The sequence below is a fragment of the Caballeronia sp. S22 genome (assembly GCF_964261745.1).
GTDB classification, from domain to species: Bacteria; Pseudomonadota; Gammaproteobacteria; order Burkholderiales; family Burkholderiaceae; genus Caballeronia; species Caballeronia jiangsuensis.
In genome coordinates, this window is sequence record NZ_OZ180035.1 from 2,923,727 (window position 1) to 2,942,697 (window position 18,971).

Here is an 18,971-nt window from a genome sequence, read left to right on the forward strand (position 1 = left end):
GGGCTACGCGCTTACTCTTCGCCGACAGCTTCGCCGACGGCGCGCTCGGGCTTCGGCGCGGCGGCCAGCGACTTGAGCAGAGCCGGGTCTTGCAGCAGTTTCGTGACGAGGGCTTCCGCGCCCGACTTCCCGTCCATGTAGGTCTGCAGGTTGGCGAGTTGGGTACGCGCCTCGAGCAGTTGGCGCAGCGGCTCGACCTTGCGCGCGATCGCGGCGGGCGAGAAGTCTTCCATGCTCTCGAAGGTCATATCGACCATCATCTGCCCCTCGCCGGTGAGCGTGTTGGGCACCGCGAATGCGACGCGCGGGCGAATCGCTTTCATGCGCTCGTCGAAGTTGTCGATGTCGATGTCGAGAAAGCGGCGGTCGGACACCGGCGGAAGCGGTTCCACCGGATGCTTGCCCGACAGATCGGCGAGCACGCCCATCACGAAAGGTAGCTCCACCTTCTTTTCCGAGCCGTAGACTTCGACGTCGTACTCGATCTGCACGCGGGGCGCACGGTTGCGCGCGATAAATTTCTGCGAACTGCTTGAGGTCATAAACAGTATTCCTAACTTGATATATGAAAAGGCTAAGCTGCTAGCGCGGCTGCTTAGTCCGGCTCGCCGGCAGGCGCGCATTCAGCCTCGAAGGCGAGCGCGCCCGAAGGCACGGCATCCGCGTCAGTCACTTCGATCGCGATTTGCGCAATCTTCTTCCGGGCTGCGAATCCGTCGAGCCAAAGGGCGGACAGACGCGGCAATATGTGCTGCTCGATGAAGCCGATCAGCACTCGCGCGCCGGTTTCCTGCACGAGGCAGCGCGCGACGATGTAGTCGATCACGGCGTCGCTGTAGCCAAGCGCAATGCCGTGGTTCTGCGCCATGCGGCTGACCACGCGATTCAAGTGGAGACGCACGATGCGTCCGAGCGCGTCATCGGCCAGCGGACGATACGGAACCACTGTCACGCGTCCAAGAAACGCAGCCGGGAACACCTTGAGCAGTTCGGGCGTGAGCGCCTCGCGCAGCGCCGCCGCGTCGGGAGCGAGCGACGAATCAGCGCACAAGCTGGAAGTGAGATCGCTGCCGACGTTACTGGTCAGCAGAATCACGGTGTTGCGGAAATCGATGTAGCGGCCGTCACCGTCCTCCATGTAGCCCTTGTCGAACACCTGGAAGAACATCTCGTGAACGTCGTGATGCGCTTTTTCGATTTCATCGAGCAGGACAACCGAGTACGGACGGCGGCGGACGGCTTCGGTGAGCACCCCTCCTTCGCCGTAGCCGACATAACCCGGTGGCGCGCCTTTGAGCCCCGACACCGTGTGCGCTTCCTGATACTCGCTCATATTGATGGTGATCAGGTTCTGCTCGCCACCGTATGGCGCGTCGGCAAGCGCCAGCGCGGTTTCAGTCTTGCCGACGCCGGACGGACCGACGAGCAGGAACACGCCGAGTGGCTTTTTCGGATCGGTGAGACCGGCGCGAGCCGTCTGCACGAGCTCACCGATGCGGCGCAACGCGTCGCTCTGGCCGATCACGCGGGCTTCCAGCGTGTCGGGGAGCGCAAGGACGGCGCTGAGCTCGTCGGTCATCATGCGGCCGACCGGAATGCCGGTCCAGTCCGAGACGATTTCGGCGACGATCGCATCGTCCACTTCGGGGAAAACTAGCGGCTTGTCGCCCTGCAATTCGGCCAGCGCACGTTCGAGCGCGCGCAGCGTATCCAAAGATGGAGCCGGTTGCGCATCCGCCTCGTCGCTGACTTGATGCGACGCGGCCGCCGACACTGCTTCGCGTGCGGCGAGCAGCTTCTGGGCCGCTTCGGCCTGCTTGCGCCAGTCTGTGTCGACGGCGATTTCGCGCGTCGCCAGTTCGTCGATACGCGTGCGCACCTGGCTCAACGTCTTGCCGGATTCGATGCCCAACTGCGCCTCCCGGGCGAGCAGGCTTTCCTCCGCGCGGGCCGCGGCCAGGCGCTGGCGCACGTCGTCCAGCTCGCGCGGCGTCGCGTGCAGCGACAGCGCAACTCGGGCGCAGGCCGTGTCGAGCAGGCTGATGGCCTTGTCAGGCAACTGACGCGCGGGAATGTAGCGATGCGACAGCGTAACCGCCGAGCGAATTGCACTGTCGCGTACGACTACGCCGTGATGATGCGACAACGTTTGCGTGAGCCCGCGCACCATATCGATGGCCGCCGCCTCGGACGGCTCGCCGACCTGCAGCACTTGAAAGCGCCGGATGAGCGCGGGATCCTTCTCGATGTGCCGCTTGTATTCAGCCCAGGTCGTCGCGCCGACGGTACGCACCTTGCCGCGTGCGAGCGCAGGCTTCATCAGGTTGGCAGCATCGCCAGTCCCTGCCTGGCCGCCCGCGCCGATCAGCGTATGAATCTCATCGATGAACAAAATCACTGGCGCAGCGGATTTGGTCGCCGCTTCGAGCACGCCCTTCAGACGTGCCTCAAATTCGCCCTTCATGCTCGCGCCAGCGAGCAGTGAGCCGACGTCGAGGCTGAGCAGCCGCACATCGGCGAGTCTGGGAGGCACGTTGCCGGAGGCGATCGCCAGGGCCAGCCCTTCGACCACGGCGGTCTTGCCGACACCTGCCTCGCCGGTCAGCAGCGGATTGTTCTGCCGACGGCGCAACAGCACGTCGATCATCGTGCGGATTTCCAACTCACGGCCGATCACCGGCTCGATCTCACCCGCACGGGCACGCGCCGTCATGTCGGTGCAGTATTGCTCCAGGCCAGCGCCCTTGCCGGCAGCCGGCATAGCACCGGAGGCTTCGCCAGGTGCGGAATCCGGATCGAATTCGCTATGATCGTACGTGCGGTCCTCCGCTTCGGGCGAGCCGTCGATCCATGCGACGAACAGTTCATCGGGCTGATCGACCGGAATTTTGGCAAACGCGGGAGAGATCGACAGCAGCACGCGGCGCAGTTCTGCGTTACCCGCCAGGGCCGCCAGCAGCCACGCGCCGCGCACGCGGCGATCGCTGTGACTCAGCGTGGCGAGAACCCACGCGCGCTCGATGGCCGTTTCGATATGCCAGGAAAAATCGCTGATTGAACTCGCGCCCGCGGGCAGTGAAGCGAGCGCACGGGTGAAGTCGCGATCGAGAGCGTCGCGGTCGATGCCCGCATGTCGCACGATACGGTGCAGATCGCTGTCGGGTTGCTGCAGGATCTGGTGCAACCAGTGCACGAGCTCGACGTACGGATTTCCACGCAACTTGCAGAAGGAGGTGGCTGATTCGATGCTTCGGTAAAGCGTGACGCCTAGCTTACCGAAAAGCGCCTGACGAGAAATGGTCATACTTGGTATATGTTATTTTTAACGCTCGACTTGCGCCGCACCAGCAGACGGCGGTCTTTTCCCCAAATTCTTTGAAACGTACTCCTAACTACAAATTTGCAACAAATTTATCTCGATCGACCAACAATCCTGCTATCTAAATTATTCGGACAGGCGCTTAACTCAAGAGTGCCGAGTTCTTGCTCGCCCTTTTCACGGTCTCGATTCGACGATCGAGAGCGTCAGTCCACTTCTCGGCGATCCACTCCCGTTCGCCTAAGAGCCGCAGCACTTCTTGTATTTGCGCCCCGAGCCGCAGGGACATGGGATATTGCGCTCCACCTTCGTGGACTGCATGGGTAACGGTGGATTGAGCGCATTCTCAAGGTCAGAAATGTCCTCTGAACCTTCGAAGCCAATGATGTAATGCCAGCCGTTCTGCTGGCATACTCGCGCCACATAGTGAGCACGATCATCTGACGTCACTCGGACAATGATCGGTCGTTGTTCTGAGCCAATCTTTGGCATGTTCGATCCTGTGATTGCGGTTAAGGGGGCGGAGATTAAACCTGACGCCCGTTTCGTGCAGCATATAAGCCTGTACGGTTGGTTAAAACATTCGTAACCTCCCCGGCGCAGTTTTTTCAACTGCCGTTCTTTAGATTACTAATTTAGTAGTACTATGCAAACTAGTCAATACGAAAGCTCGAAGACTAACGATGACGCTTTGGATGGCTTGGTGGGACGCGATCTGGTTACTGCGCCCGGCGTTCTCGCGCCTGCGCAGCTTCATGTGGTTCGCAACCGTCGTGGCCGGCTTCACGGTGCGCACCGAGTTGTTGGGCGTGACCAGCGTCGTGCGTGCACTCAAGCTGCGACCTGCTCTGTACAACAAGCTGCGTGACAGCTTGCACAGCAACGCCGTGCAACTCGATCAGCTCACGGCGCTGTGGACTCAGGCGGTGTTGCGCCTGTTCCCGGATCCGCTACGCGTCAATGGCCGGCGCGTCCTGGTCGGAGACGGCATCAAGGTGGCCAAGTCCGGCAAGAAGATGCCCGGCGTCAAACTGCTGCATCAACAGTCCGACTCCAACAGCAAGCCCGAATACATAATGGGACACTCCATGCAGGCGGTCAGCATACTCGTGGGGGCCGCCCAGAGCGTCTTTGCCATACCGCTGGCCGTGCGCATTCACGAAGGTCTCGTGTGGTCCAACCGCGATCGGCGTACCTTGCTCGACAAGATGATTGCGCTGCTGGATATCGTCTCGGTGAAGGAGCCGTTCTACTTCGTCGCCGATGCCTACTACGCTGCTCGCAAGATCGTCAAAGGCCTGCGCGATCAGGACAACCACCTGGTCACACGCGTGAAATCCAATGCAGTCGCCTATGTCCCGTACCTGCAGCAAGGACCGCGCAAACGAGGCCGCCCCAGACTTTACGGTGACAAGGTCAAACTGAAATCGCTCCTGGCTGAACCCCAGTTCTCGAAATCAGCCGCCAGCCCTGTCTATGGCGAGCACGACCTCACCATTCAGTATCGTGTCCGCGATCTACTGTGGCCTGCGTGCGGAGGACGGGTGGTTCGCTTCGTGGCAGTGATTCACCCTTGCAGGGGTTCGTGCCTGTTGATGTGCACCGATCTCAGCCTCGATCCCATCCAGATCATTCGCTTGTACGGGTTGCGCTTCAAGATCGAACACACCTTCAAACAGGCGGTACATCGGATCGGCACTTTCGCCTACCACTTTTGGATGCAAGACATGAAGCCGCTTGGCCGCAAAAACCGCGATCAATACCTTCATCGCGAATCCCTCGAGTACCGCAACGCCATTAAGCGCAAGACACACGCCTACCACGTCTTCATCCAGGCCGGCATTATCTGTCAGGGACTGCTTCAGTACCTGGCAGTGGTGTTCCCTTCACTCGTCTGGAGTTCATTTGCATCCTGGCTGCGCACCATCCGCCCCGGCATCCCCCCATCGGAATTGGTCGTCGCCAATGCACTACGCCAATGCCTGCCCGAATTTCTCGTGAATAGCACTAAAACCAATTTCTTTGCGAAATTCATCGCCGAAAGGCAGGACCCTGACAACTTCGAGATGTTCCGCCTGGCCACATAGCTTCAAGACCGCGCCGAACACGGCACTCTCGAGGCGCTTAAATAGTCAATCTAATATTCCAGCAAAGGCTGCCCGAAGACAATACTCACAACATTTGCTTAATTTTTAATCGCGCCGCCGACGCGATAATGTCAGGATCGCCACTCACCACGCCAATGATTAGTAGGTCAAGACAATTATCGAATGGGATCTGTCGAAGTGACAGGAATTCGGCTGAAGCGCCGTAGTGTGGATCACTCGAATGGTGTTGCAGCCGAGAGCCAGCGGGCGACTGACTACAACGCACGCGCGGGCCGCTTCTTCCTAAACGTCAAATGATGCGTTTACCTGGAAGGCATGCAGAGTATAAATTTAGCGTGCGTAGTTCACCACGCAGCGAATGAAGACTGAAACGAGTTGCGTCGCGTCGTCAACGAAAGAGGGCTAGACCTTTCTGCGAAAACTATCGTCGTCGGTATCCGTGGTCAGATGCGTGACATCACCCCACGACACAACCATCGCGCCGCCGCCCTCAAAGTCCACCACATTGACGCTGCAATTGAGCAACGGCCACATGCGCGGTTCCTGCAGCGACAGCTTCATCGCGAATCGATAAATGCAATCGAGCACGCCGCCATGCGCGACGACCGCGATACGTCCGCCCGGATGCGCGGCAACGATCGGTTCCATCGCATGCACGACGCGGTGATAAAACACGCGCTGCGATTCGCCGTCGCCGGGCGGTGAAAAACCGGGATCGCGCGTCTGCCATTCGACGTATTCAGCGGGAAATTTATCGCTGATCTCATCGCTGTCGTGGCCTTGAAACGCGCCGTAAAATCGCTCGCGCAATTTTTCCGACAAACGCAATTCGAGCCCCAGCGCATCCGCGAAAGGACGCGCCGTTTGCTGCGCGCGTTGCAGATCGCTCGAATAAACCGCGTCGATACGGTTTTCGCGAGCAAGGCGTGCTCCGAGCTGTTCGGCTTGCAGGAAGCCGTGCTCGGACAACGGAATGTCGATATGCCCCTGAATGCGCTTGATGCGATTCCAGTCGGTCTCGCCGTGCCGGATGAAAAGGACCTGAGTCGTCATGGACGCACCTGAAGCCAGAAAGTAACCGGCCCGTCATTGACGAGCGACACCTGCATCTCCGCACCGAATTCGCCCGTCTCGACGATCGGATGCTTCGCGCGCGCCTGCTCGACGAAGTAATCGAAAAGCCGCTTGCCTTCGTCGGGCGGAGCGGCGGGCGTGAAACTCGGGCGCAGGCCGCTCGACGTATCCGCGGCAAGCGTGAATTGCGAGACCAGCAGGACGCCGCCCGCGCGGCCCGCGCCATCCATGTTCTGCACCGGGAGGTTCATCTTGCCCGCGGCATCGCTGAACACGCGGTAGGCAAGCATCTTGGCGAGGAGCTTGTCGGCGGCGGCTTCGTTGTCGCCCCGCTCGGCGCAGACCAGCGCGAGCAAGCCCGCGTCGATCGCGCCGGTCACGCGCTCACCCACGCGCACATCGGCGCGCTTCACACGCTGTATGAGCGCGATCATCGGCTCAAGCGGTCAGCGTGACGCGCGCGAAACGGCGCTTGCCCACCTGCACCACGAACTCGCCCGCTTCGATCTTCAGGCCCTTGTCGGAGACGGTCGCGCCATCGATCTTCACGCCGCCCTGCTCGATGTTGCGCAGCGCTTCGCTCGTCGACGGCACGAGACCCGCCTGCTTCAGCAACTGGCCGATCGCGAGCGGCGCGCCCGCGAGCGTCACCGTCGGAATGTCGTCCGGCACGCCGCCCTTCGCGCGATGATTGAAGTCGTCGAGCGCGCGTTCCGCATCCGACGAAGAGTGGAAGCGCGTCACGAGCTCCTGTGCGAGCATCACCTTGAAGTCGCGCGGATTGCGGCCGCCCTCGGCCTCTTTCCTGAAGCGCGCGATTTCCTCGATGCTGCGGAACGACAGCAACTCGAAGTAACGCCACATCAGCACGTCCGAAATGCTCATCACCTTGCCGAACATCTCGGTCGGCTTTTCGCTGATGCCGATGTAGTTGTTCTTCGACTTCGACATCTTCTCGACGCCGTCGAGGCCTTCGAGGAGCGGCATCGTCAGGATGCACTGCTGCTCCTGGCCGTACTGCTTCTGCAATTCGCGGCCGACGAGCAGGTTGAACTTCTGGTCCGTGCCGCCGAGTTCGAGATCCGCGTTCAGCGCGACGGAGTCGTAACCCTGCATCAGCGGATACAGGAATTCGTGGATGGAGATCGGCACGCCGCCTTGAAAACGCTTCGTGAAATCCTCGCGCTCGAGAATGCGCGCAACCGTGTAACGCGATGCGAGCTTGATCATGCCGTCGGCGCCGAGCGGCATCGACCATTCGCTGTTGTAGCGGATTTCGGTCTTCTCGCGATCCAGCACGAGCGCAGCCTGCTCGAAATATGTCTTCGCGTTGCTTTCGATCTGCTCGCGCGTGAGCGGCGGGCGCGTCGCGTTGCGGCCGGACGGATCGCCGATCAGCGAAGTGAAGTCGCCGATCAGGAAAATGACCTGATGGCCGAGATCCTGCAACTGACGCATCTTGTTCAGCACGACCGTATGGCCGATGTGGATGTCGGGCGCCGTCGGATCGAGACCGAGCTTGATGCGCAGCGGCTTGCCCGTCGCCGCGCTTCTTGCGAGCTTCTGCGCGAATTCGTCTTCGATCAGCAGTTCGTCGCAGCCGCGTTTCGCGATGGCGAGCGCGTTTTTCACATCGTCGGTGATCGGAAAGCTCTGCGCGGCGGCGGGCGCGGAAGAAGCGTTGGAATCTGTGGTCATGCTTGCGGCTTGTGAAGTCAAAAGGGTTCGATGACTGGCGAACGGCGGCGCGATCTGGCCTCGATGCCGTCGCAGCGGTCCGGCGTGGCCGGATGGGACGCCGCGCGTCGAAACGCGGCGCGCGCGGAAAATGACGAAATCTCGCGCAATTGCTTGTTCAGGCTCAGGATTTTACGCGATGACGCGGTCATTCGCGCCGTTTCGTGTCGGAATGCATCGGTCGATACAAGACCACGCCAGACGCGTCTTAACGATTCGACCCATAACGCGGATAATCGCCGCTTGAGCAAAACCCGCAACATGGCATCGAAGAGGAGAGCAGCGTGCCCAAGAAAACCGAAGCAATCGAAACCGGCAAGGCGGATGGCGTGTACTTCGGTTTGATGTCCGGAACCAGCATGGATGGCGTGGACGGCGTCGCAGTGCAATTCGCGACGGGCAAGCCGCCTGTCGTGATCGGCGAAGCGCATGTGTCCTTCTCGAAAGGCTTGCGCGATGCGCTCTTCGAACTGCAATCGCCCGGCGACAACGAGCTCGAACGCGAGGCGCTCGCCGCCAATGCGCTCGCGACGCGCTACGCCGTCTGCTGCCACGAATTGCAGAGCATGAGCGGCTGTTCGGCGGCGAAGGTGCGCGCGATCGGGGTTCACGGCCAGACGGTGCGGCATCGGCCGGAGAAGGGCTACACGCGGCAGATCAACAATCCCGCGCTGCTCGCGGAGATGACCAGCATCGACGTGATCGCCGATTTCCGCAGCCGCGATGTCGCCGCGGGCGGCCAGGGCGCGCCGCTCGTGCCGGCGTTTCACGCGACGCTCTTCGGCGAAAAGAACGAAACGCGCGTCGTGTGCAATCTGGGCGGCATCAGCAATATCACGATTCTTGCGGCAAGCGGCGAAGTGCGCGGCTTCGATTGCGGCCCGGCGAACGCGTTGATCGACGAATGGGCGTTGCGTCATCTGCAACGAGCCTACGACGATGGTGGCCAATTCGCGGCGCAAGGCGAGGTGCATCCGGCGCTGCTCGACGCCCTTCTCGACGAGCCGTTCTTCGAACTGCCCCCGCCGAAAAGCACGGGCCGCGATCTGTTCAACCCGGCATGGATGGACGCGAAGCTCGCCGCCTTCGCGAGCCTCGCTCCCGCCGACGTTCAGGCGACACTCACCGCGCTCACCGCAACCACCGTCGCCCGTGAGATCGCGCGTCACGCGTCGGATGTGCGCGCCGTGTACGTGTGCGGTGGCGGCGCGCGCAATCCGGTTTTGATGAAGATGCTCCAGCAGGCGCTGGAAGACGGCGGCGTCGCAGGCGTGCCCGTCATGACGACCGAGGCGCTCGGCGTGCCGCCGCAGCAGGTCGAAGCATTTGCGTTCGCGTGGCTCGCGATGCGCTGTGTCGCGCGCGAGCCGGGCAATCTGCCCGCGGTGACGGGCGCATCGGGTGGGCGGGTGCTCGGCGCGATCTACCCGCACTGAAGCGCGCGGAAAAACAAAAACGGAGCCCGAAGGCTCCGTTTCGCTTACATCGATTGATTCGTGCTCAGACCGAGAACGACGAACCGCAACCGCAAGTCGTGGTGGCGTTGGGGTTCTTGATGACGAACTGCGCGCCGTTGATGTCGTCCTTATAGTCGATCTCCGCGCCGACGAGATACTGATAGCTCATCGAGTCGACCAGCAACTGCACGCCTGCCTTGTCCATCACGGTGTCGTCTTCGTTGACTTCTTCGTCGAACGTGAAACCGTACTGGAAACCCGAGCATCCGCCGCCTTGCACGAACACGCGCAGCTTCAGATCCGGATTGCCCTCTTCATCGATCAATTGCTTGACCTTGTCTGCAGCCGCGTCGGTGAAGACGAACGGCAACGGCATTTCGGTCGTGGGGGTGTCGCTGACAGCGCTCATTCGAACTCTCCAATTAAGCTTCTAACCGCTATTGTAGGGCTGATCTCAATATCGTGCCGAATGTCCATGAAATCAATGGGCTATATGCAAATTCGACATGATCCTGTTCTGGCGCGCCAAAACGAAAAAGCCGCCGGCACCAAGGTGCGGGCGGCTTTTGCAGCAGTTTCGCCGGTAGCCGGTGTCCGACAACGGCGAAACGCCGAAGCGCTTAACGCTTCGAGAATTGCTTCCTGCGGCGTGCCTTGTGGAAACCGACCTTCTTACGTTCCACTTCACGCGCGTCGCGGGTGACGAAGCCTGCGTTCGACAGTTGCGACTTGAGCGTAGCGTCGTAGTCCATCAGCGCACGCGTGATGCCGTGGCGGACCGCGCCTGCTTGACCCGTCTCACCGCCGCCATTCACGTTGACCTTGATGTCGAACGTGGTGCCGTGGTTCGTGAGTTCGAGCGGCTGACGCACGATCATCAGCGACGTTTCGCGCGAGAAATAGTCGGCGATGGGCTTGCCATTGACGATGATCTCGCCCTTGCCCGACTTGATGAAGACGCGAGCGACGGCGCTCTTGCGGCGGCCCGTACCGTAGTTCCAGTTACCGATCATGTGGGCTCCCCTTAGATCTCGAGCGCTTTAGGCTGTTGAGCCGTATGCGGATGCGTTGCTTCGGCGTAGACCTTCAGCTTCTTGATCATCGCGTAGCCGAGCGGACCCTTCGGAAGCATGCCCTTGACAGCCTTCTCGAGCGCGCGGCCCGGGAAACGCTCTTGCATCTTGCCGAACGTCGTTTCGTAGATGCCGCCCGGGTAACCCGAGTGACGATAGTACTTCTTGTCCGTGGTCTTGTTGCCGGTGACCTTCAGCTTGCCGGCATTGACGACGATGATGAAATCACCGGTGTCGACGTGCGGTGTGAATTCAGGCTTATGCTTGCCGCGAAGACGGCGTGCCACTTCGCTGGCGACACGGCCGAGAACCTTATCCGTCGCGTCAATCACGTACCATTCGCGCGTCACCTCTTCGGCTTTTGCGGAAAACGTCTTCATGATCGATCCAAAAAATTGATCTGCCCTTGAACTTTGCGTTGTTCGGCCCTGCTTATATGAGTGCGTTCGAGACGCGTGCAGGCTCTCACAAGCCTCTCTCCGCGGGCGTGTAGCGAAGAGAACTTTGAATTATAAAGGGAATTTGGCTGCTGCGTCAAAGATTTGCTTTGCGCGACGCGAGGACGAAAAAAAGCCCGGGCAGCTGAGGCTCGGGCTTAATCCACCAAGGAGGAGGTGGAGGAGACAGGAACGAGTATAGGCACGGTCATGCTGCAAAGCAAGAAGATTTGCATGGTGAAAGTGAGTTTCACTATTTGAAATATGAAGACGATGAGCGTCATCCAGAATTTTCGCGTATTTTCATGTACTTATGAAAGTTTCGCGTCGATCATCCGGCCTATTTTGGCTTTAGAGGCCATCCTCGACTTGAAATCTTGCTGTCGAAGGACGAACCGCCTCGCCGATTTTCGCTTCGTCAACCCGTGGATGCTCTAAGCAGCGACCCGTCGAGAATCCCTGAACCGCTACAATAAAGTTTCTGTAACGACGCGCTGAGCAGCTGGAGCCTGAGCATGGAATGCAAAGTTAGCTGGATGGGACAAGACGGCATGGCCTTCGCCGCCGAAACGGGAAGCGGCCATCTCGTCAATATGGATGGTGCACCGGAAGGCGGTGGCCGCAATCTCGCGCCGCGCCCGATGGAAATGGTGCTGCTCGGCACCGGCGGCTGCACTGCCTACGACGTCGTGATGATCCTGAAGAAGAGCCGCCAGGAAATCCAGGGCTGCTCGGTCACGCTCAAGGCGGATCGCGCGAGCGAAGATCCGAAGGTCTTCACGAAGATCCATTTTCATTTCACCGTGACCGGCAAGAACCTGAACCCGGCGACGGTCGAGCGCGCGATCAACCTGTCGCACGACAAGTATTGCTCGGCGTCGATCATGCTGGCGAAGACTGCGGAGCTCACGCATTCGTTCGAGATCGTCGAAGCGTAAGCCTGCCCGCAAGCGGAAATGAGAAGAGCCGACGTCGAAAGACGCCGGCTCTTCTCTTTTGAATGACGACAAAGCGGGCCGATAAGCCGGATTCTGTGCACGCGCCGACCGAAACCGAACGCGCGTGGCAATCATTCCTCTAGACGCGCCATTGCTGACGCGCTCAAGCTTCCTACCCGCAGACGGACGGGGGCCCCGTCCTGCATCGCGTGGATGCACGCCTGCCTATTTGGAATTGCTCCGGGTGGAGGTTACCGTGCCAGATCGTCTCGCGACGTCCGCGGTGCGCTCTTACCGCACCGTTTCACCCTTACCTGATCTCCGGACTTGCGCCCGGAGCCATCGGCGGTTTGCTTTCTGTTGCCCTGTTCCGCGTGTTGCCACGGATGGCCGTTAGCCATCACCCTGCCCTGTGGAGTCCGGACTTTCCTCGCCCTTTTCGGCCGAAACCGTCGAGGCCGCGATTGCCTGGCCCGCTTTGCGGCATCGATTCTAACATTGGCGATTACGGCGGCCCGGGCGAAACACGGATACATCGTCGTAGAAATCGGGAGATGCGTTCGCCGTCCACCAGCCCGGCACGCCCAGCACCGGCAGCGGCGCGAACGCGCGGCTATCGAGCGGCCCGGCGTTCAGGCCCTGCGCCACACGTTCGTCGATCAGCGCGCGGCGCGCGGCATCGTCGAGCGTGAAATAGTCGGCGGGAACGTCGACGATCCACGCGTGCCCCGTGCACGCCTTGTACGGCGCAACGAGCTTTTCCAGCAACGCGTGCCCGAAGATGCGCGCCTCGCAGCGCGTGCCCCACGCCGCGCGCTCGTCGACGAACAGCGTGCGCCAGCCGAAGCCGCGCAGTGCATCGGCGAGCGATGCGTCGGCGCAGGCGAAAAGCACCGCGTTTTCGTCGAAGAGCGTGAGCGCGTCGCGCACGCCGCCGCGCGTCGGTCCGACGCCGAGCGCATCGATCTGCTGCGCCTGTCGCGCGTTGAGCGTCGCCTTGATGCGCGGATACGCGAACCACATCGACGCGTTGAAGAAATCGTGGAAATTGTGGCGGGTCGGCACGCGGCCAGTCTGCGCGATATGCCCTTCGTACGAAGCGCCGACCGGCAGTTCTTCCTGTGCGATGAACGCAAGCGGCTCGCCGCGCCCGGTCACGAGCGAGGCCGACGCCGCGTCTTCGTTGAGCGTCGCGAGGTATTCGTCGTAACCGGCGAGCGCCGCCGCCTGCCAGCGCCTGCCGCGGGCTTCGATCGACGCGAGCCAGGGCCGCGCCCAGTCGATATCGGCGAAACCCGCGCTCACGTTCGCGGCGTCAATGCGCGTCGGAGAAGCGCCAGTTGATCGACTCGCCGCCGCGCAACGGCACGATGGTCGAGTCGCCGGCGGTGAATTCGGCGGGCAACGTCCAGGCGCCGCGTTCCAGCGTCACCGTTTCCTTGCTGCGCGGCAGGCCGTAGAAGTCCGCGCCGTGGAAGCTCGCGAAGCCTTCGAGCTTGTCGAGTGCGCCGGCCTTGTCGAAGGTTTCGGCGTAGAGTTCGAGCGCGTGCAGCGCCGTGTAGCAGCCCGCGCAGCCGCACGCGTGTTCCTTCAGGCCCTTCGGATGCGGCGCGCTGTCCGTGCCGAGGAAATAGCGCGTATTGCCGGACGTCGCCGCTTCGACGAGCGCCACGCGATGCGTCTCGCGCTTGAGCACCGGCAGGCAGTAGTAATGCGGCCGCATGCCGCCGACCAGCATGATGTTGCGGTTGTAAAGCAGATGATGCGCGGTGATCGTCGCCCCGATCGGACCTTCGGCCTCGCGCACGTAATCGGCGGCGTCCTTCGTCGTGATGTGCTCGAACACGACCTTCAGCGCCGGAAAATCGCGGCGCAGCGGCGTCATCACGCGGTCGATGAAGACCTTCTCGCGATCGAACACGTCGATGTCGCCATCGGTCACTTCGCCGTGCACCAGGAGCGGCATGCCGGTTTCCTGCATCGCTTCGAGCGTCTTCGCGCACTTTCCGAGGTCCGTCACGCCCGCGTCGGAATTGGTCGTCGCGCCCGCCGGATACAGCTTCACGCCATGCACGAAGCCGCTGTCTTTCGCGCGACGGATCTCGTCGGGCGGCGTGTTGTCGGTGAGATAGAGCGTCATCAGCGGCTCGAAGCGCGCGGCCGCGCCCTCTTTCGGCAGCGCCGCCAGGATGCGCTCGCGGTACGCCGCGGCCAACGCGGTGGTCGTCACGGGCGGCTTCAGGTTCGGCATGATGATCGCGCGGCCGAACTGGCGCGCCGTGTGCGGCAGGACCGCCGCGAGCGTCGCGCCGTCGCGCACGTGCAGATGCCAGTCGTCGGGACGCGCGATCGTGAGCGAATTGGGCGAGGATGAGTTAGCGGACATGGCGTGATGACGGGGAACGTTGGAATGGCGCAAGTCCACGCGAGGAGAGGAAAAACCGCCGTGGGAATTCCACAACGCGCGCCGTTATGAGCGGTTGCGCGATTTTTTCGGCCCGACCTCGGTGATATGCTTGTCGTACGTATTGTAACAACAGGCCATAAGCCGCCCGCCCCAGCATCATGTGCCAACTTCTCGGAATGAATTGCGCCGAACCGACCGACGTGACGTTCTCGTTCACCGGTTTCGCGGCGCGCGGCGGCGTCACGGATCATCATGCCGACGGCTGGGGTATCGCGTTCTTCGAAGACAAGGCCTGCCGGCTCTTCATCGATCATCAGTCGTCGGCCAGCTCGCCGCTCGCCGACATGGTGAAGCGTTATCCGATCAAATCGAAGAACACGATCGCGCATATCCGCAAGGCGACGCAGGGGCATATCCTGCTCGAGAACTGCCATCCGTTCATGCGCGAGTTGTGGGGCCGTCATTGGATCTTCGCGCACAACGGCGATCTGAAAGGCCATTCGCCCGAACTCACCGGCGTGTATCAGCCGGTCGGCACGACCGATAGCGAGCTCGCGTTCTGCGCGCTGCTGCAAGGCCTGCGCCGCGCGTTTCCGTGCTCGCAGCCGCCGCTCGACGAACTCTTCGACGCGCTCGCCGTGCTCACCCGCGACATCACGCAATACGGCGTCTTCAATTTCCTGATGTCGAACGGACAGGCGCTCTTCTCGCACTGCTCGACGCATTTGTACTATCTGGTGCGCAGCTGGCCGTTCTCGACGGCGCATCTGATCGACGCGGACATGTCGATCGACTTCGCCAAGTACACGACGCCGGAAGACCGCGTCGCCGTGATCGCCACGTCCCCGCTCACCGACAATGAAACCTGGACGCGCTTCGCGCCCGGCGATCTCGCGATGTTCCAGAAAGGCGATCTCTCGCGCACGGTGAATATTCCCGTGCCGGAGGAAATCGCGAAGAAGGCGGCGGAGCCGCTCGCGAAGGCGTGCGTCGGATCGGCGCTCGAAGCGGGCGAGATCCGGACGACGGCAGCGGTGGAATCGGAACTCGGGATCGAATAAAAAAACGGCGCTTCTTTTCGGAAGCGCCGTTTTTCTTTCACGACAGGGTCAGTGCAGGATCTTCGCCAAGAAGTCCTTCGCGCGATCGGATCGCGGATTCGCGAAGAACGCTTCCTTCTGATCGTCCTCGACGATCAATCCCTTGTCCATGAAGATCACGCGATTCGCCACCTTCTTCGCGAAGCCCATTTCGTGCGTCACGCACATCATGGTCATGCCTTCCTGCGCGAGTTCGACCATCACGTCGAGCACCTCGTTAATCATCTCCGGATCGAGCGCGGACGTCGGCTCGTCGAAGAGCATCGCGATCGGATCCATCGACAACGCGCGCGCAATCGCCACGCGCTGCTGCTGACCGCCGGAAAGCTGGCCCGGAAACTTGTCGGCATGCGCGCGCAGGCCCACGCGATCCAGCAGCTTCAAACCCTTCTGCATCGCTTCGTCGTTCGAGCGGCCGAGCACCTTGATCTGCGCGAGCGTCAGGTTCTGCGTGATCGTCAGATGCGGAAACAGTTCGAAGTGCTGGAACACCATGCCGACCTTCGAGCGCAGCTTCGACAAGTTGGTCTTCTTGTCGGTCAACGATTGCCCGTTGATCGTGATCTCGCCCTTCTGAAACGGCTCGAGGCCGTTCACGGTTTTGATGAGCGTCGATTTGCCCGAACCCGACGGGCCGCACACCACGACGACCTCGCCCTTCTTCACTTCGGTCGTGCAGTCCGTCAACACCTGGAACTGCCCGTACCACTTGGAAACATTCTTGATAGAGATCATCTTGCGACCTTTTTCTGAAGACTTTTGACGAGGGCCGACGCCACCACGCAGATCACGAAATAGCACGCACCCGCGAACAGGACCATTTCGACGGACGTGCCGTCGCGATCCCCGATGTTCGTCGCCGTGCGGAAGAAGTCCGCGAGACTGATGACGTAGACGAGCGACGTATCCTGAAACAGCACGATCGCCTGGGTGAGCAGAAGCGGCACCATCGCACGGAACGCCTGCGGCAGCACGACGAGCTGCATCGCCTGCCCGTACGTCATGCCGAGCGCGAAGGCCGCGTTCACCTGACCGCGCGGCACCGCCTGAATGCCCGCGCGAATGATTTCCGAATAGTACGCGGCCTCGAACAGCGAGAACGCGACCATCGCCGAAGCGAGACGAATGTCGATGTCCGCCGACAGCCCGAGCACGTTCTGCAGCAGCTGCGGCACGATCAGGAAAAACCACAGCAGCACCATCACGAGCGGGATCGAGCGGAACAGCGTGACGTATGCGCTCGCGAACCATTGCAGCGGCTTCACGCCCGACAGGCGGAACAGCGCGAGCACGGTGCCCCACACGATGCCGACGACGATCGCGAGCACCGTGATCTGCAACGTGATCTTGGCGCCCGTCATCAGCGTGGGCCACTGCGCAAGAATGTCACTCCAGTTGAACTGATGCATTACTTGCCTCCGATGTAGCCAGGCAGCCGCGTTTTCGCTTCGACCCAGCGCATCAACTGCATCACGACCAGATTGATGAGCATGTAGGCGACCGTCACCGCGATGAACGACTCATAGGTCTGCGCCGTGTAGTCGACGAGCTGGCGCGCCTGCGCGGACAGATCCAGCAGACCGATGGTCGACGCCACCGCCGAATTCTTGAAGACGTTGAGAAATTCCGACGTGAGCGGCGGCACGATGATGCGGTACGCGACCGGCATCAGCACGTAACGATACGTCTGCCATTGCGTGAAGCCCATCGCGAGACCCGCGTTGCGCTGTCCGCGCGGCAGTGCGTTGATGCCCGAGCGCACCTGCTCGCATACGCGCGCGCCGGTGAAGAGCCCGAGACAGATGATCGACGACGAGAAGAACTGCGCGCTCGGCGGCAGTTGCTTGAACCAGTTGCCCATGGAAGGCGGCAGCAGCTCCGGTATCACCAGATACCAGACGAAGAATTGCACGATCAGCGGAATATTGCGGAAGATCGCGACGTAGACGGTGCCGATGCCCGCCAGCGTGCGATTCGGGACCGTGCGCAAGATGCCGAACAACGAGCCGACCACGAGCGCGATCACCCAGGCCGCGAGCGACACGGTAATCGTCACCCAGAAGCCGGAGATCAGCCAGCCGAGATAGGTGGTGGGCTCGCCGGTCGAAACCGGACTCAGCAGGACGCCCCAGTTCCAGTGGTAAGACATGGACTCACTCCAAAAAGAAACGGAAGAAGCAAGCTCCTTCCGTTTCGTTCGTTCGAGACTCGAACCGGTTAGTCGATTGCCTTGTCATTCGGGCTCTTGTAGAGAGCCTTCATGTCTTCACTTTCGGGGAAGTTGAGGTTAAGACCCTTCGGCGGGATCGGGCTTTCGAACCACTTCTTGTAGATCTTGTCCGCGTCGCCCGACGTTTCGACCTTGGCGATCGCGTCGTCGACGACCTTCTTGAACTCGGGATCGTTCTTGCGGATCATGCAGCCGTACGCTTCATGCGATTGCGGCGCACCGACGATCACGAAATCGTTCGGGTTGTTCGACTTGGCGCGCTCGCCGGCGAGCAGCGCATCGTCCATCATGAACGCGACCGCGCGGCCCGTCGACAGCGTCAGGAACGACTCGCCGTGGTCCTTCGCGCTGATGATGTTCATGCCCATGTTCTTGTCCTGATTCATCTTGCGAAGCAGGCGCTCGGACGTGGTGCCGGCCGTGGTCACGACGGTCTTGCCCTTCAGGTCGGCCCAGTCCTTCACGCCCGAATCCTTCTTGGTCATGAGGCGCGTGCCGATCACGAAGATCGTGTTCGAGAAGGAGACTTGCTGCTGGCGTTCGGCGTTGTTCGTGGTCGAGCCGCACTCGATATCGACGGTGCCGTTCTGCACGAGCGGAATGCGGTTCTGCGACGTGATCGGCGTGAGCTTGACCTTCAGATCCTGCATGCCCAGCTTCTGCTTGACGGCCTCGACGACCTTCAGCGCGAACTCGTGCGAGTAGCCGACGACGTTCTGCTTGTCGTCATAGTAGGAAAAGGGAATGGACGATTCGCGATGCCCCAGCGAGATCACGCCCGTGTCCTTGATCTTCTTCAGCGTGCCGGCGTCTTGCGCGTACGCGCCGGTTGCGAGAAACCCGAGCGCGGCGACGAGCAGCGCAGCCTTTTTAACCTTCATGTGTTCGATCTCCTGTGGCGAAAAACCGGGGCAAGTTTAGCAGGGTAATTATTCTGAAAGAATGATTGTTAACCCAAGCCGTCTTATTTGTGAGACGCCCGATTGCAGTAGGGTTGCAACTGGTTGCGACCGCGCATATTACTGGCGTTTTCGCGCGGATGCTTGACCGAATACAACTAGCCGGTCGACTTGTAGCTTTCATGCAAATGC

General features: G+C 61.1%; 19 protein-coding genes and 1 other RNA gene. 4 read left to right on the plus strand and 16 right to left on the minus strand.

Annotated features, from left to right (window positions below; translation table 11 throughout):
- Positions 1–11: 11 nt before the first annotated feature.
- From tssB to ACEN42_RS13735, 3 genes are all read right to left on the minus strand, one after another.
- Positions 12–542 (minus strand): type VI secretion system contractile sheath small subunit, encoded by a 531-nt coding sequence (gene tssB / locus ACEN42_RS13725; protein WP_238285159.1) that lies wholly within the window; start codon positions 540–542, stop codon positions 12–14.
- A 53-nt stretch (positions 543–595) separates the two neighbouring features.
- Positions 596–3,304: a type VI secretion system ATPase TssH gene (tssH, locus tag ACEN42_RS13730; protein WP_371880215.1), complete on the minus strand. Its 2,709-nt coding sequence runs from the start codon at positions 3,302–3,304 to the stop codon at positions 596–598.
- 255 nt (positions 3,305–3,559) lie between these two features.
- The gene (locus tag ACEN42_RS13735) at positions 3,560–3,811 is read right to left on the minus strand and encodes a PBPRA1643 family SWIM/SEC-C metal-binding motif protein (RefSeq protein WP_371880216.1); all 252 of its coding nucleotides are present in this window, start codon (positions 3,809–3,811) and stop codon (positions 3,560–3,562) included.
- Positions 3,812–4,002: 191 nt separating this feature from the next.
- Here ACEN42_RS13735 and ACEN42_RS13740 point away from each other — a divergent pair, with 191 nt between their 5' ends.
- Positions 4,003–5,406, plus strand: a complete 1,404-nt coding sequence (locus ACEN42_RS13740; protein ID WP_371880217.1) for a transposase — start codon at positions 4,003–4,005, stop codon at positions 5,404–5,406.
- Between the two features lie 423 nt (positions 5,407–5,829).
- Here ACEN42_RS13740 and ACEN42_RS13745 read toward each other — a convergent pair whose 3' ends face one another.
- From ACEN42_RS13745 to tyrS, 3 genes are read right to left on the minus strand one after another with little or no spacing between them, the layout of a single operon-like run.
- Complete coding sequence (locus ACEN42_RS13745) at positions 5,830–6,480, minus strand: histidine phosphatase family protein (protein WP_371880218.1); 651 nt, start codon at positions 6,478–6,480, stop codon at positions 5,830–5,832.
- A complete protein-coding gene (gene dtd / locus ACEN42_RS13750) occupies positions 6,477–6,935 on the minus strand; it encodes a D-aminoacyl-tRNA deacylase (protein WP_035497684.1) in 459 nt (152 codons plus the stop codon). The genes ACEN42_RS13745 and dtd overlap by 4 nt, the downstream gene beginning before the upstream one ends.
- 4 nt (positions 6,936–6,939) lie before the next feature.
- Entirely contained in the window at positions 6,940–8,199 is a 1,260-nt protein-coding gene (gene tyrS, locus ACEN42_RS13755) for a tyrosine--tRNA ligase (protein WP_371880219.1), read from the minus strand.
- 383 nt (positions 8,200–8,582) lie between these two features.
- On the opposite strand from tyrS, the gene ACEN42_RS13760 reads away from it, so the two are divergent.
- Entirely contained in the window at positions 8,583–9,674 is a 1,092-nt protein-coding gene (locus ACEN42_RS13760; protein WP_371881130.1) for an anhydro-N-acetylmuramic acid kinase, read from the plus strand.
- Positions 9,675–9,738: 64 nt separating this feature from the next.
- Here ACEN42_RS13760 and erpA read toward each other — a convergent pair whose 3' ends face one another.
- The 3 genes from erpA to rplM form a co-directional block, all read right to left on the minus strand.
- Positions 9,739–10,104 (minus strand): iron-sulfur cluster insertion protein ErpA, encoded by a 366-nt coding sequence (gene erpA, locus ACEN42_RS13765; RefSeq protein ID WP_035497680.1) that lies wholly within the window; start codon positions 10,102–10,104, stop codon positions 9,739–9,741.
- Between the two features lie 211 nt (positions 10,105–10,315).
- Positions 10,316–10,708, minus strand: a complete 393-nt coding sequence (gene rpsI, locus ACEN42_RS13770; protein ID WP_035497678.1) for a 30S ribosomal protein S9 — start codon at positions 10,706–10,708, stop codon at positions 10,316–10,318.
- A gap of 11 nt (positions 10,709–10,719) precedes the next feature.
- A complete protein-coding gene (rplM, locus tag ACEN42_RS13775; protein WP_008351572.1) occupies positions 10,720–11,148 on the minus strand; it encodes a 50S ribosomal protein L13 in 429 nt (142 codons plus the stop codon).
- 572 nt (positions 11,149–11,720) lie between these two features.
- On the opposite strand from rplM, the gene ACEN42_RS13780 reads away from it, so the two are divergent.
- The gene (locus tag ACEN42_RS13780) at positions 11,721–12,143 is read left to right on the plus strand and encodes an OsmC family protein (protein WP_035497674.1); all 423 of its coding nucleotides are present in this window, start codon (positions 11,721–11,723) and stop codon (positions 12,141–12,143) included.
- 66 nt (positions 12,144–12,209) lie between these two features.
- On the opposite strand, the gene rnpB is transcribed toward ACEN42_RS13780, so the two are convergent.
- From rnpB to pyrC, 3 genes are all read right to left on the minus strand, one after another.
- An RNA gene (gene rnpB / locus ACEN42_RS13785) (RNase P RNA component class A) lies at positions 12,210–12,623 on the minus strand.
- Between the two features lie 12 nt (positions 12,624–12,635).
- A complete protein-coding gene (locus ACEN42_RS13790) occupies positions 12,636–13,448 on the minus strand; it encodes a DUF3025 domain-containing protein (protein ID WP_371880220.1) in 813 nt (270 codons plus the stop codon).
- A gap of 10 nt (positions 13,449–13,458) precedes the next feature.
- Positions 13,459–14,529 (minus strand): dihydroorotase, encoded by a 1,071-nt coding sequence (gene pyrC, locus ACEN42_RS13795; RefSeq protein WP_371880221.1) that lies wholly within the window; start codon positions 14,527–14,529, stop codon positions 13,459–13,461.
- A gap of 179 nt (positions 14,530–14,708) precedes the next feature.
- Here pyrC and ACEN42_RS13800 point away from each other — a divergent pair, with 179 nt between their 5' ends.
- Positions 14,709–15,611, plus strand: a complete 903-nt coding sequence (locus ACEN42_RS13800; protein ID WP_238209730.1) for a class II glutamine amidotransferase — start codon at positions 14,709–14,711, stop codon at positions 15,609–15,611.
- Between the two features lie 48 nt (positions 15,612–15,659).
- On the opposite strand, the gene ACEN42_RS13805 is transcribed toward ACEN42_RS13800, so the two are convergent.
- The 4 genes from ACEN42_RS13805 to ACEN42_RS13820 form a co-directional block, all read right to left on the minus strand.
- Positions 15,660–16,385 carry an amino acid ABC transporter ATP-binding protein gene (locus tag ACEN42_RS13805; RefSeq protein WP_035497667.1) on the minus strand — a complete coding sequence of 242 codons (726 nt, stop codon included), beginning with the start codon at positions 16,383–16,385 and terminating at the stop codon, positions 15,660–15,662.
- Entirely contained in the window at positions 16,382–17,059 is a 678-nt protein-coding gene (gltK, locus tag ACEN42_RS13810; RefSeq protein ID WP_035497665.1) for a glutamate/aspartate ABC transporter permease GltK, read from the minus strand. The genes ACEN42_RS13805 and gltK overlap by 4 nt, the downstream gene beginning before the upstream one ends.
- On the minus strand, positions 17,059–17,799 hold the full coding sequence (locus tag ACEN42_RS13815) for an amino acid ABC transporter permease (RefSeq protein WP_035497664.1): 741 nt from the start codon (positions 17,797–17,799) through the stop codon (positions 17,059–17,061). Before ACEN42_RS13815 ends, gltK begins: the two co-directional genes overlap by 1 nt.
- A 68-nt stretch (positions 17,800–17,867) precedes the next feature.
- Positions 17,868–18,761 (minus strand): glutamate/aspartate ABC transporter substrate-binding protein, encoded by an 894-nt coding sequence (locus ACEN42_RS13820; RefSeq protein WP_035497662.1) that lies wholly within the window; start codon positions 18,759–18,761, stop codon positions 17,868–17,870.
- Between the last annotated feature and the right edge of the window lie 210 nt (positions 18,762–18,971).

Excerpts from the sequence above, each read along its gene's own strand:
- ACEN42_RS13780 (WP_035497674.1), top strand. The coding sequence starts at position 11,721 with ATGGAATGCAAAGTTAGCTGGATGGGACAAGACGGCATGGCCTTCGCC.
- rplM (WP_008351572.1), bottom strand. The coding sequence starts at position 11,148 with ATGAAGACGTTTTCCGCAAAAGCCGAAGAGGTGACGCGCGAATGGTAC.
- erpA (WP_035497680.1), bottom strand. The coding sequence starts at position 10,104 with ATGAGCGCTGTCAGCGACACCCCCACGACCGAAATGCCGTTGCCGTTC.
- rpsI (WP_035497678.1), bottom strand. The coding sequence starts at position 10,708 with ATGATCGGTAACTGGAACTACGGTACGGGCCGCCGCAAGAGCGCCGTC.
- ACEN42_RS13735 (WP_371880216.1), bottom strand. The coding sequence starts at position 3,811 with ATGCCAAAGATTGGCTCAGAACAACGACCGATCATTGTCCGAGTGACG.
- ACEN42_RS13820 (WP_035497662.1), bottom strand. The coding sequence starts at position 18,761 with ATGAAGGTTAAAAAGGCTGCGCTGCTCGTCGCCGCGCTCGGGTTTCTC.
- tyrS (WP_371880219.1), bottom strand. The coding sequence starts at position 8,199 with ATGACCACAGATTCCAACGCTTCTTCCGCGCCCGCCGCCGCGCAGAGC.
- ACEN42_RS13815 (WP_035497664.1), bottom strand. The coding sequence starts at position 17,799 with ATGTCTTACCACTGGAACTGGGGCGTCCTGCTGAGTCCGGTTTCGACC.
- ACEN42_RS13740 (WP_371880217.1), top strand. The coding sequence starts at position 4,003 with ATGACGCTTTGGATGGCTTGGTGGGACGCGATCTGGTTACTGCGCCCG.
- ACEN42_RS13805 (WP_035497667.1), bottom strand. The coding sequence starts at position 16,385 with ATGATCTCTATCAAGAATGTTTCCAAGTGGTACGGGCAGTTCCAGGTG.
- tssH (WP_371880215.1), bottom strand. The coding sequence starts at position 3,304 with ATGACCATTTCTCGTCAGGCGCTTTTCGGTAAGCTAGGCGTCACGCTT.
- gltK (WP_035497665.1), bottom strand. The coding sequence starts at position 17,059 with ATGCATCAGTTCAACTGGAGTGACATTCTTGCGCAGTGGCCCACGCTG.
- pyrC (WP_371880221.1), bottom strand. The coding sequence starts at position 14,529 with ATGTCCGCTAACTCATCCTCGCCCAATTCGCTCACGATCGCGCGTCCC.
- dtd (WP_035497684.1), bottom strand. The coding sequence starts at position 6,935 with ATGATCGCGCTCATACAGCGTGTGAAGCGCGCCGATGTGCGCGTGGGT.
- ACEN42_RS13760 (WP_371881130.1), top strand. The coding sequence starts at position 8,583 with ATGTCCGGAACCAGCATGGATGGCGTGGACGGCGTCGCAGTGCAATTC.
- ACEN42_RS13800 (WP_238209730.1), top strand. The coding sequence starts at position 14,709 with ATGTGCCAACTTCTCGGAATGAATTGCGCCGAACCGACCGACGTGACG.
- tssB (WP_238285159.1), bottom strand. The coding sequence starts at position 542 with ATGACCTCAAGCAGTTCGCAGAAATTTATCGCGCGCAACCGTGCGCCC.
- ACEN42_RS13745 (WP_371880218.1), bottom strand. The coding sequence starts at position 6,480 with ATGACGACTCAGGTCCTTTTCATCCGGCACGGCGAGACCGACTGGAAT.